Below are 11,647 nucleotides of genomic sequence, written 5' to 3' on the forward strand. Positions count from 1 at the left end.
ATGAAGAGGTGTTTTTCCAATCATCAGCCACCTGTGAAAAAGGAGACGATGGCGTTCCATATAGCAACAAAGAAATCAATCAGTTTCTGAAAAAAGTTTTTAGCTTCCTCTGAATGAAGAAAGTTGGTAATTTTATCTTTTGCTTTATCAAGCTGATCGCCAACTTGATTCCAGTTAATATCGATATTTTTCATCTTATCAAACAATGATAAGAGAGATTGCATTTGTTCCTCTGTCAAAGAGACATTTAAATCAGATGCAGCCTGATTAATCATGTTTTTCAATTCTTCTTGTGTTTTAGGGACACCATTTTTCGCAATGTCTTGTTTGACTTTCGCCACTAAAGCTGCTGCATTTTCTTTACCGATGTCTTTTCCAAGTTCAGACGTGGTTACGAGTTCTTTATTGGCAATTTTTTTGACATCTTCAGGAATAGCCTTATCAGAAGTTGTTTCATATGCTTTCATCAATCCTGTTAAAGCAGCTGTTCCAGACACATTAAACGGAGCTGTAACATGAATTTTTGCATCTTTTACTCCAGCAGTCATCAATGCATTTAAGTACATTTCATCTGTAATGCCCGTAATATGGTTTGTTTGTACTTCCAAACCGGTCCCTGATTCAGCAATTGTAATCGATGAAGATGATAGGGCTCTTGTACCGATTTGTGCTTTTGGTATATAAGATCCTAAATATTTGTGTTCTTCAGCATTTGTCACCTCAATGGTGGTTGCGTTTTGAGGCGGATTCAGTTCATCTAGTACTTTTTGTTTTTGTTGGCTAGATAGGTCTTTACCGAGTGTGATGATGACATCTCCTACTGCAGCATCAGCGTAGCTAATCTGTGGAAAGATGAACAAACACAGTGCTGTAAATATTCCAAATAACGTTTTTTTCAAGCTTTATGCCCTCCTTAAAAATGCAGGCTTCAGGCAGAATTGCTGTTCGATTTGAGAAGCCTGCCGGAACGAAATTCATCGGTTCCGAAATATAGACGAATAAAAAGTACGGGAAGTTTCAAATGGTTTTAAGATGAATATACCTCCTCTTTTTATTGATGATTTTGTCATAGTAGAAAAAGAACACAACCATCAACCTCCCATCATAAAAAATTTGCTTATAAAGTGTATTTTATCGAAATCAATGAATTTAGCCAAATAATTGTTTATTTAAAGCAAATATTTGATATTATATAATGAGGTTTGAAAATGAAAGGAGAGAATGAAGATGGCTAAAAAAGGATACATACAGTTAACCAACGGTAAAAAAATCGAATTTGAATTATATGAAGACGCAGCACCAGGCACTGTGGCCAACTTTGAAAAACTTGCTAATGAAGGATTTTATAATGGCCTGAAATTTCATCGGGTTATTCCGGGCTTTGTCAGCCAAGGAGGATGCCCGAACGGTACCGGCACAGGCGGTCCAGGCTACACAATTAAATGTGAAACAGAAGGGAATCCACATCAACATGAAGCTGGATCTCTCTCAATGGCACACGCCGGAAAAGATACGGGTGGTAGCCAATTCTTTATCGTTCATGAGCCACAACCACATTTAAACGGTGTTCACACTGTATTTGGAAAAGTGACCTCAGGCCTTGATGCTGTGACGTCAATGGATCAAGGGCAAGGCATGGAAAAGGTTGAAGTGTTTGAAGGTTAACTTCAATATATTCCACATGCTAAGTGAAGAGTAGGACAAGATTGAGTAATTTAAGGGCATGCGTTCGGAATTATACCGAGCCATGTCTTTTTATTTTTCATTCAATTTAATATAAAACATTTCTGATGTTCGTAAGCAATGATGTATTATTGGACATTGATTTTAGAGGTGGTTTTTAGGATCATGATTAAGGGACTGCCGGGTATACGAAACAAGAATACACATTGATCTAGATCTCTTATTTAGATTTACCGACTCTTTAACGAATTTTAGACTTGAAGTGACACTTTCGAACACTACCTAACTGCTTCCGAATTTGAAACAGGGAGGTGGTCTTTGGCTGTTTTGGTCCATTGACTTCCTTTTGATAAATTTGCTAGAGTGTCTTCTGCTTTCTTCGTTACATGGGATAACTTTGGAGTTTCAGAGGATAGATACTAAAACATAGGAATAGAATAATAAGCTAGTCCTCCAATAATAATATGCCAAAGCGAATTCATCATTAGAGGCATACGGTTCCGTTTCTTTTGTGAATTTTGTTTTTTTGCTAATGATGGAGAAGGAGGAAGTACAACATTGTTTTTCTTACTTTTACCATCCAATATTTTTTTCTGTTCTTCACGAACAACATCCTTAAATTTCTTCACAGTTGTATCTTCGTTGTTATCGTTTAAAAAAGGAGGGTAAATAGATCGTTTGGATTCGAGGCACTACCTCACCTTCTTCATACTTTATATAATCACTTGTTTTTTCTTTTTTGTGAGTTTCTACTATTCTATACGAATCATTAATCATTAATCCTATAATCCCCATTTCAGAGATGCTGAATAACGACGAGTGAAACAATAAAAAAATTAAATAAACTGGGTTCTCACTTTAGTTGTTTCCTTTAAATGTATTTACTTTATCCTATATCATGGTACAATGTTAAATATGTGGAAAAAAGGGAGGGAGGATCGTTGGAAGAAAATGTAATTATTCCTTATGACTGGGTTGCCGTCAAAATGAATTTTTGGTATAACCGGATGAAAGAGAATGATCCAGCTGGGGCCGAGGATGCTAAAAAAGAAGTACAAAAAGAGTTAAAGCAGATGGAAGAAAATCAAGATGCTCTGCTATATTATCAATTGTTAGAATTTAGGCACAACTTAATGATGTCTTACATGTTTCCTAACTCTGTGAGAGATTTACATACGAATTATGACAATATTATAGCGTCAATGAACAACAAAAAACTTAATGGTCTGCTTGAGTATTATTATTATTTCTTTTCAGGGATGTATTATTTCAGGCAGATGGAGTTTACTCATTCATTAAGATATTATATACAGGCAGAAAAATGCCTCAAAAACTTAGGGGCAGATGCAATACTTGAACAGGCTGAGTTTTATTTTAAAATCGCTGAAGCGTATTACCATATGAAGCAAACACATTTTTCAATGTTCTATGCTGATGAAGCATGCAGATTATTTAAAAACCAAACAAACGAGGAAGGGAAAAATATTTACGGTGTTCAATTGGTGCGTTGCGAATTTGTAAAATTCGGAAACTTGTTAGACAATTATAAATATGACAAGGCATTGAAGAAAGCAGAAAAAACATATCTTTCAGCGAGCAAATTGAACAAAGAGGAAACAAACCGGGAATATTTAATTCGTGCTGCACTGTTTAATCTTGGATTATGTTATCATAAAATGGAAGAACTCGAAAAATCAGTAACCCTCCTTTGTAAATCTCTTGCTATTACGAATCCTGAAGATAATAACTTTATGGCTACTGCACTTTTTCTAATTGCTTATACAAAGGGTAAGCAGAAGGATTATACAGGTGCAAGGGATTATTTCAACAAATCAAAACATATTGCTGAAAAAGCCAACAATAAGTTAATCCTAGCCAAGTTAGAGATGGTCGAGGGGCTGTTTATTGAAGATGATTTGAGCAAGGTTAGGGAAGCATTTGAGTTCTTTAATAAAAACAACATTTTGAAGACAAGGAAGATTTCGGTGAGTCAGTGGGTAACATCCTGTTGAGTAAGTCAGATGCGTGGGGAGCATCCGAATTTTATCGGTATGCAAACGAAGCAAAGCGGCAAATCGAAAGGGGAGAATTTTTATGAAAAGAATTAATTTGTGCAGTTCTTTTGGTAGGTATAGTAGTAGGTGCAGTAACAACAATAAGTGATGTCTCAAATGGTAATTTCAAAGTTGCACAACGTGTACTAACTTGACTATAAACTAAAATAATTATATGAAATTGATGTGTTTGTTTATCGATCATTAGAAGCTGTCCCTGTGGGATAGGCTTTTTTTCTTTCTTTGAATGCGCTATGACATATTGACTATAGGCAAAATATTATGGGAAAGAGGGGTTCGTATGTCTGGTATTTGGGATTTTCTTAATTTTGTTCGTCAAAAGTTGATTTCTAAAAAATCACCCGTAGACCATAAAGTTATAGTTATATTTCTTTTATAAAGGTTCTTATAATATGATCTTTCGTATTTTATCGACCTCCTTTTTTATAGAGAACTTCAGCCGTTGAACACCATCCCGTTTTTAAATAGACTAACCCCCTACAAGTTAGACAGATGAAATAAAAAAATCTGTTTGCCTTAGGAGAGTTTTTTCATGGCTGGAATTTTTCAAAAGACGAAAAGTTGAACATTCTGTCCGAGTGTGAGAAAAAAAGCATCCAACTATAGAAAGGGTGCTTATCATGTACAATTTCTTATGATTTTTGCTGCAGTGGCCATATTCAGCTGTTGTATAATAATATAGCCCGAAGAACTTCTCTTCTGTTTCCATAACAATAAAAATATCGTTCCAGTTTGTTCATAGATGTAATAACTTTTTATTGGCTGATTAGGAAAAACGAACGGCTAAATACAAAATATTTCACAATGCCCCCTGCGGTAAGATAAAGAAAAAGTATGAAATACATTATACCACTATCAAATAATCTACTTCATGTTTATATTTTTATAGATTCGTCTTTCGCCAGTATCAAGTCTGACCGCTTGGCTTTTCTTAACTTTGTTAAGACTAATATTGCAACTCCTGCAATGATTTCGACTATCCCCCCAATGGCAATAACTTTCCCTGCTCCAATAGCAGATGCAGCATATCCGCTTAATATAGCCCCGACTGGAATCATGATATATGAAATAAGCCCGATGACTGCAAACACCTGTGGTTGATCTTCATCTGCAACAGATGTTTGGATAATGGTATGTTCAGGAACATTATTTGCACTCACTGTTGCCCCTAAAACAAAAGCAGCAATAACGACTAACAGTAAAAGTGAGTTCATACCTGTAATGAAAAAATCTGTTCCTTCTATAATTCCAGCGGTAACAAACAATAATCCATACCGATTCACCTTGACCTTTGTTAAAATAAAGCCCATGAGAAATGCTCCAGCTGCTGTGGCGACTCTTAGAATAGAATGAGTGATTGAATTGCCGTCTAAATCTTCTGAAATATAAATGGCCGATAATGCTTCCCAAGGAGCGGATCCTAAGTTTAGAAAGATGCAATAAATCGTTAATGGAAATAAAATTTGGTGATGACGCACTAAAGTAAAACCTCTTCTCAATTTGCTTAAATAAGTGTTTTTTTGCTTTAACTCGTTTGTTTTTGTTTTAACTTCACTTGTTTTGTACTTGATTAAAAGAACCAAACCGGCTGATATGATGTAAAGTGGCAGTGTTATTAACATTGTTTGTGCCGCTCCAATCATGACAATCAAAACACCACAAACCATAACAGCTGATAAGTTTACAATTTCGACTGATGATACGATTGTAGCGTTTGCCTTTTGAATGACATTTTCTTTCACAATTTTCGGGATTAAAGAAATAGATGCTGGATCATAAGACGCTCCAGTTGCAGAATGGATCAGCATTAACGAAATAATAAACCATAATGGTGTAAACCCATTAAAATAACACACTGGAACAATTAGCATAAGTAAAGCTCTCGTTAGGTCTGCACTAAGCATCCAGAATTTCAGAGTGTTAGTTTTCATTAAAGGAGAAATGAGTGGTGCTATTATTGCTTGTGGAAGGAAGGGGCTATTAATAAAGATGTACCAATAGCACCTTTCCCATCTAAAATTAAAAACCACAGGATTGAATTAAATGCTAAACGGTCTGCGGTTACCTTCACCAACTTCGAACAATAAAGTAAGGTAAAGTTTCTTTCCCAAATATTCTCTTTATTCATTTTTCAAAAATCCCCCTTACAACCCTTCTTATTACAAAACACTTTATCATCATATCCTATTTTTGGTTTAAAGGGCAATAGTAACCATTGATAATTTATGTAAGTTTAAGCTCCAATAGTCTGCCTCTAGTTTTTTAGTTTCAAAGCAGCTTTCCAATACCTTTAGGTACTTTGTTTTATTCTCCCTTCGACCGTTTTAATATAGTAAAGATGTTCGACAAACATGTCATGACATACAATAACCTCTTCGATTTTCACATTTTCTTTTCTAAGAAAATTGTTAAGTTGTTTCCTAATCAAGAAAAAAGTGTTTCTCTATCATACTGAGCGAATTTTGGGTTTTTTTAAGATCGGATTTGTCTAGTTCTCCTTCTAGAGCATGGATACACAAATCAAAAATAATTTTTTCATAAATGGCATTTCGAGCTCTTTTGAAACGGGGTCTTTTTCACTATTCAAAAAGATTTTAAAAAGTGTTTGATTGCAATTTGAAACGATTTGCCTCCCGTTTGCGTTATAATAAAATAAACAAATATTTTTCCGTCTGAAACGAAACTGTTTTATTTCATCAAAAATAGGAATATAACATATGATATTTCAGAATGTGTTCTGGGGGTTATGATCATGGGAAAAATAAAAATGAAACTCACACTGTTGTTCGTGTTAGCGGCGGTCTTGGCAGGTGGTTTTTACTATTTGAAAAATGGGAGTATGCAGGACGTTTCAACGGCACTTAGCCAAACCATTTCATCTGAGGAAAAGAACTATACCATTATTCAATATAAAATTACAAAAATCGATGGTACTGAGTACCATGGGATCTCAGACAACGGAACAAAGATTATTTTTGACGAAAAAAATTTAAATCAAGACCTTTCTGATATTCAAAAAGGGGACAAAGTGAAGGCTTATTTCAGTAAGGAAAATCGAATTGATGGATTAATTAAAGTGGTGAAAGTGGCGAATTAAATCGATTGCAAATTCAGATATTGAAAGCTATAATACCGATAAGGACAAGAAAATATCGATTGTATCCTTCGGGGCTGGGTGAAAATCCCGACCGGCGGTAGTAAAGCCGATAGAGCTTTAGAGCCCGTGACCCGCTATGCTGTTGCATGCGGTGGATTCAGTGAGAAGCTGAAGCCGACAGTGAAAGTCTGGATGGGAGAAGGATAATAAAACTATGTGAAAAAACATTGAAGCATAGTTTTATTTCTGATGCAAAAAACTAACCCCGGAAAAAAACTCTGGGGTTTTTTTGTGAGATTTTTTGAGAAGAAGGGGGGGAAACAAAAACATGACAGATGAGTATTTTATGAATCTTGCCCTAGAACTAGCAAAGCAGGGCGAAGGTCAAACAGGCTCAAATCCGCTTGTAGGAGCAGTTGTTGTGAAAGATCATCAGGTTGTCGGTATGGGTGCGCACTTAAAATACGGGGAAGCTCATGCTGAGGTGCATGCGATTCAAATGGCAGGCCACCATGCTGAAGGCGCTGTGATCTACGTTACGCTTGAACCTTGTAGCCATTATGGGAAAACACCACCCTGTGCGGAATTGATCATTCGATCCGGTTTGCAGAAAGTGGTCATAGCCACAGAGGATCCCAATCCACTCGTCTCCGGAAAAGGAGTTCAAATGCTGAGAAGTGCTGGGATTGAAGTAACAACAGGTGTTCTTAAAGAGCAGGCGGAAGAAATGAATGAGAGATTCATGCACTACATGCGAACAGGGCTGCCATTTGTCACCTTAAAAGCTGCCACAAGTCTTGACGGAAAAACAGCTACTATAACAGGTGATAGCAAATGGATTACCTCAGAAGAAGCTAGATTGGATGCTCACACATATCGAAAAAACCATCAGAGTATTTTAGTCGGAGTGGGTACCATAAAAAGAGATGATCCAAGTCTGACTTGCCGCTTGCCTGGCGTTTCGAAACAACCGGTGCGTGTTGTGCTTGATACTAAGCTTACGCTTCCATTTCAATCTAAAGTCATTCATGATCAAGCAGCGCCTACTTGGATATTTACAACTTCCAAAGCCAAAGTTGAGGCGATTCGTTATTTAGAAAGTCACGGTGTAACGGTTACAGTACTTGAGACAGAAACGATTTCTGTCAGAGACGTTTTGCAGCAATTGGCAAAAAACAAGATCACCTCAGTTTTTGTTGAAGGTGGATCAACCGTTCACGCAAGCTTTATGAACGAAGAGCTTTATCAGCAACTCATCATCTATCTTGCCCCAAAACTAATCGGAGGACGGCACTCTCCCACTGCTGTCTCCGGTGAAGGTTTTCAATTGATGAAAGATGTCCCCTTATTACAATTTTCAACTATTACCAAAGTCGGTCCAGATTTAAAGATTATAGCAAAACCAATCGAAGAATAGGGTGGTGCCCATGTTTACAGGCATTATTGAAGAAATCGGCACGGTCATTGGTATGAAAAAGACAGATCATGCCATGTCATTACTGATTAAAGCCAGCAAAGTGACGGAAGATGTCAACCTTGGTGATAGTATTGCGGTCAATGGTGTTTGTCTTACTGTCCATGAATGTCAAAAAAACCAGTTTACAGCTGATGTTATGTTGGAAACGCTGAAAGCCACGTCTCTTGGTCGTTTGACAATCGGAAGTTCTGTCAATCTAGAAAGAGCGATGTCAGCTAACGGTCGTTTTGGCGGACATATGGTATCAGGCCATGTTGATGGGACAGGTTCAATCGTGCGGATAAAAAAAGCGGAAAATTCCATATACTATTGTTTAGATGTTTCACCATCATTGACGAAATTTCTTGTGATGAAAGGTTCAATCGCTGTAGATGGTGTGAGTTTGACGATATTTGGATTAACTGATAATCAAGTGACAGTCTCATTGATTCCTCATACGTTGGACGAGACGATTTTTTCTGAAAAAAAAGTAGGAAGTATTGTCAATATTGAATGTGATATGATCGGTAAATACATTTACAGATTTCTACATCAACCAAATGTGAAAACAGAGAGCAACACATTGACTGAAGCGTTTTTAAAAGAAAACGGCTTTCATTAAAAGGGGCGAGAGAAGGATGTTTAATACAATTGACGAAGCCATATCTGATCTGAAACAAGGAAAAGCGATTATTGTAGTTGATGATGAAGATAGGGAAAATGAAGGCGACTTTGTTGCACTTGCAGAGTATGCAACACCTGAAATGATTAATTTTATGGCGGCGCATGGCAGAGGTTTAATTTGTGCGCCCCTTAGTGAAGAAATTGCTTTAAGGCTTGATCTTTATCCAATGGTTGAAGAAAATACTGATTCCCATCAAACTGCTTTTACAGTATCTGTGGATCATCGGGAGACTAAAACAGGGATCAGCGCACAGGAACGGTCATTGACTGTTAAAGCGCTGATCGATGAAACAGCAGTACCACATGATTTTAAAAGACCGGGACATATTTTTCCATTGATCGCTAAAAAAGGTGGAGTTTTAAAAAGAGCAGGGCACACAGAAGCCACTGTTGATCTTGCAATGGCAGCGGGTTCGGTACCAGCCGGTGTGATTTGTGAAATTATGAATGAAGACGGAACAATGGCAAGGGTTCCGCAGTTAAAAGAGATTGCTAAACAGCACGGATTGAAAATGATTATGATTAAGGATTTGATCGAATACCGGTACAGTGCAGGAACATTGATCAATCGTGAAGTAAACATTACACTTCCAACTGATTTCGGTACCTTTCATTGTGTTGGATATACAAATGAAATCGATCAGAAAGAGCATCTTGCTCTTATTAAAGGGGATATCCCTTTTGCTGATGAACCTGTGCTTGTTCGTGTTCATTCAGAGTGTTTAACCGGTGATGTCTTTAGTTCCCACCGCTGTGACTGTGGTCCACAGCTTGCCGCTGCACTGTCGCAAATTGAAAAAGCTGGACGCGGTGTGCTCTTATACTTAAGACAGGAGGGGAGAGGCATTGGATTAATCAATAAATTAAAAGCCTATAAACTTCAAGAAGAAGGCTATGATACAGTTCAGGCTAATGAAGAACTCGGCTTTCTCCCTGATTTAAGAAACTATGGAATCGGCGCGCAAATCTTAAGAGATCTTGGCGTGAAAAAAATGAAGCTTTTAACAAACAATCCGAGAAAACTTGCCGGACTTGAAGGCTACGGCTTGACAATCACTGAACGGATTCCCTTGCAAATGGAAACGAATAAAGATAATGAACACTATTTAAAAACAAAAAAATCAAAGTTAGGGCATTTACTTCACTTTTAAGAATAATACTTCACAAAAAAGGACGGGATTCATATGAATAAAATTGAAGGTCATGTCATTGGGGCAGACTTAAAAATCGGGATTGTTGTTTCAAGATTCAATGATTTTATTACAAGTAAACTGTTAAGTGGAGCAGAAGATACGCTAATGAGACATGGAGTTAAATCAGACGATATTGATGTGGCATGGGTCCCGGGTGCATTTGAAATTCCGCTGATCGCAAAAAAGATGGCTGAATCTAAAAAGTATGATGCTATCATCACATTGGGGACAGTGATTAGAGGTGCTACAAGCCACTATGATTACGTTTGTAATGAAGCAGCGAAGGGTATCGCTCAAAGCAGCGTGTCGACCGGTATTCCGGTGATCTTTGGAATTGTCACAACAGAAACAATAGAACAAGCCATTGAACGGGCTGGAACGAAGGCCGGGAATAAAGGTGCCGAAGCAGCTGTAGCAGCAATTGAAATGGCAAATCTGACGCGAACGCTACATTAAATTCCTCAAAAACAGTTTAAAAAGGATATAAAAATGTTTATAATGTGATGTGAAGCGACTAGCCTTCGTTAGATCCATATTTTAAATATTGAGGGGTATTTATGTTAATTCGTTATAAAAAGTCATTTGAAAAGATTGCGATGGGACTCCTTTCATTCATGCCGAATGAAAAGGATGTCAAGCAGCTTCAGCAGACAATTAAAGACTATGAAACGGACACTGAAAGACAGCTCTTCCTATGGAAAGAAGGCGAGGATATTGTCGGCTGTGTAGGGGTTGAAAAAAAAGAGGAAGAAGTGGAAATTAGACATATCAGTGTGAATCCGTCTCACCGTCATCAAGGAATCGGCAAAAAAATGGTTGTTGGGCTTTCAAAAATGTTTGAAACAAAACCGCTTGTTCCGAATGAATTAACGAAGGGATTTTTTGAACGCTGTCTAGATCACGAACATGAAGACATCACATATAACAATTGAGCAGAGACTAAACAGTTAGTCTCTGTTCTTTTTTCGAAGCATTTTTGCTTTTTCTCGTGCTTGCAGTATTTCAGTACGGTCTCTTAGTCGATGTTTATGAATGAGAAAATCATTTGGTTGACCACTTATTGGTTTGCACTGTTTTTGACAAGCTTTGATAAGGGCTTGATCAGTGAGAGGAAGCATGATGCTTTCGTATGGAGAGTGATCCTTTATTTTTTGATCAGTTTGTTTTAAGAGGTTGATTAACTCTTCATGATCCAGTCCGAGAGATTCAACAGCAACCTTTTCTTCTTCTAGAATGCTAAGGCTGTTTGCTATTAAGCGCTTTGCTCCAATAAAGTTGTTTCTCCTTTGATGATAGAGAGCGACAGCCAACTGAATGAAGCCAACCCAATATCGTTTTCTATCTTGGGGGGGATCTTTCTTCCAATATTCCTCCAAAATTTCGTGACACTCAAAATAATCTCGTTCTACATGAAATTCGGTCAAATAATGAATGTAAGCTGAAGGGTACATTTGACATT

The 11,647-nt window shown here is 37.3% G+C and carries 11 protein-coding genes, 1 pseudogene and 1 riboswitch; of the genes and pseudogenes, 8 read left to right on the plus strand and 4 right to left on the minus strand.

All coding sequences use genetic code 11. From position 1 onward, the window contains the following. Positions 1-23 precede the first annotated feature (23 nt). Positions 24-899, minus strand: a complete 876-nt coding sequence (locus tag PDT38_RS01285) for a DUF1002 domain-containing protein (protein WP_270798442.1) — start codon at positions 897-899, stop codon at positions 24-26. A gap of 328 nt (positions 900-1,227) precedes the next feature. On the opposite strand from PDT38_RS01285, the gene PDT38_RS01290 reads away from it, so the two are divergent. Then, positions 1,228-1,665: a peptidylprolyl isomerase gene (locus PDT38_RS01290; protein WP_270798444.1), complete on the plus strand. Its 438-nt coding sequence runs from the start codon at positions 1,228-1,230 to the stop codon at positions 1,663-1,665. A 437-nt stretch (positions 1,666-2,102) separates the two neighbouring features. Here PDT38_RS01290 and PDT38_RS01295 read toward each other — a convergent pair whose 3' ends face one another. Further along, positions 2,103-2,312 (minus strand): hypothetical protein, encoded by a 210-nt coding sequence (locus PDT38_RS01295; RefSeq protein ID WP_270798446.1) that lies wholly within the window; start codon positions 2,310-2,312, stop codon positions 2,103-2,105. A 312-nt stretch (positions 2,313-2,624) separates the two neighbouring features. Here PDT38_RS01295 and PDT38_RS01300 point away from each other — a divergent pair, with 312 nt between their 5' ends. Beyond that, positions 2,625-3,695: a Rap family tetratricopeptide repeat protein gene (locus PDT38_RS01300; RefSeq protein ID WP_270798448.1), complete on the plus strand. Its 1,071-nt coding sequence runs from the start codon at positions 2,625-2,627 to the stop codon at positions 3,693-3,695. A 938-nt stretch (positions 3,696-4,633) separates the two neighbouring features. On the opposite strand, the pseudogene PDT38_RS01305 reads toward PDT38_RS01300, so the two are convergent. Next, positions 4,634-5,886, minus strand: a pseudogene (locus PDT38_RS01305) (MFS transporter). Between the two features lie 624 nt (positions 5,887-6,510). Here PDT38_RS01305 and PDT38_RS01310 point away from each other — a divergent pair. The 6 genes from PDT38_RS01310 to PDT38_RS01335 all read left to right on the plus strand — a co-directional run bounded on the left by PDT38_RS01310 (position 6,511) and on the right by PDT38_RS01335 (position 11,120). Further along, positions 6,511-6,855: a hypothetical protein gene (locus PDT38_RS01310; RefSeq protein WP_270798450.1), complete on the plus strand. Its 345-nt coding sequence runs from the start codon at positions 6,511-6,513 to the stop codon at positions 6,853-6,855. Between the two features lie 60 nt (positions 6,856-6,915). Beyond that, a riboswitch (FMN riboswitch) is annotated at positions 6,916-7,063 on the plus strand. A gap of 120 nt (positions 7,064-7,183) precedes the next feature. After that, positions 7,184-8,272 (plus strand): bifunctional diaminohydroxyphosphoribosylaminopyrimidine deaminase/5-amino-6-(5-phosphoribosylamino)uracil reductase RibD, encoded by a 1,089-nt coding sequence (gene ribD, locus PDT38_RS01315; RefSeq protein WP_270798452.1) that lies wholly within the window; start codon positions 7,184-7,186, stop codon positions 8,270-8,272. A 10-nt stretch (positions 8,273-8,282) separates the two neighbouring features. Next, positions 8,283-8,933: a riboflavin synthase gene (ribE, locus tag PDT38_RS01320; protein ID WP_270798454.1), complete on the plus strand. Its 651-nt coding sequence runs from the start codon at positions 8,283-8,285 to the stop codon at positions 8,931-8,933. A 16-nt stretch (positions 8,934-8,949) separates the two neighbouring features. After that, on the plus strand, positions 8,950-10,146 hold the full coding sequence (locus tag PDT38_RS01325) for a bifunctional 3,4-dihydroxy-2-butanone-4-phosphate synthase/GTP cyclohydrolase II (protein ID WP_270798456.1): 1,197 nt from the start codon (positions 8,950-8,952) through the stop codon (positions 10,144-10,146). Between the two features lie 33 nt (positions 10,147-10,179). Then, a complete protein-coding gene (ribH, locus tag PDT38_RS01330; protein ID WP_172295883.1) occupies positions 10,180-10,644 on the plus strand; it encodes a 6,7-dimethyl-8-ribityllumazine synthase in 465 nt (154 codons plus the stop codon). Between the two features lie 101 nt (positions 10,645-10,745). Further along, positions 10,746-11,120 (plus strand): GNAT family N-acetyltransferase, encoded by a 375-nt coding sequence (locus tag PDT38_RS01335; protein WP_172295881.1) that lies wholly within the window; start codon positions 10,746-10,748, stop codon positions 11,118-11,120. Positions 11,121-11,135: 15 nt separating this feature from the next. Here PDT38_RS01335 and PDT38_RS01340 read toward each other — a convergent pair whose 3' ends face one another. Beyond that, positions 11,136-11,639 carry a DUF309 domain-containing protein gene (locus PDT38_RS01340; RefSeq protein WP_270798457.1) on the minus strand — a complete coding sequence of 168 codons (504 nt, stop codon included), beginning with the start codon at positions 11,637-11,639 and terminating at the stop codon, positions 11,136-11,138. Positions 11,640-11,647 lie beyond the last annotated feature (8 nt).

The organism is Bacillus changyiensis (assembly GCF_027706145.1).
Lineage (GTDB): Bacteria > Bacillota > Bacilli > Bacillales > Bacillaceae > Bacillus > Bacillus changyiensis.

Bases quoted from the DNA above. Each gene is read 5' to 3' on its own strand.
- PDT38_RS01325 (WP_270798456.1), top strand. From the start codon at position 8,950: ATGTTTAATACAATTGACGAAGCCATATCTGATCTGAAACAAGGAAAA.
- PDT38_RS01340 (WP_270798457.1), bottom strand. From the start codon at position 11,639: ATGTACCCTTCAGCTTACATTCATTATTTGACCGAATTTCATGTAGAA.
- ribE (WP_270798454.1), top strand. From the start codon at position 8,283: ATGTTTACAGGCATTATTGAAGAAATCGGCACGGTCATTGGTATGAAA.
- ribD (WP_270798452.1), top strand. From the start codon at position 7,184: ATGACAGATGAGTATTTTATGAATCTTGCCCTAGAACTAGCAAAGCAG.
- ribH (WP_172295883.1), top strand. From the start codon at position 10,180: ATGAATAAAATTGAAGGTCATGTCATTGGGGCAGACTTAAAAATCGGG.
- PDT38_RS01290 (WP_270798444.1), top strand. From the start codon at position 1,228: ATGGCTAAAAAAGGATACATACAGTTAACCAACGGTAAAAAAATCGAA.
- PDT38_RS01310 (WP_270798450.1), top strand. From the start codon at position 6,511: ATGGGAAAAATAAAAATGAAACTCACACTGTTGTTCGTGTTAGCGGCG.
- PDT38_RS01335 (WP_172295881.1), top strand. From the start codon at position 10,746: ATGTTAATTCGTTATAAAAAGTCATTTGAAAAGATTGCGATGGGACTC.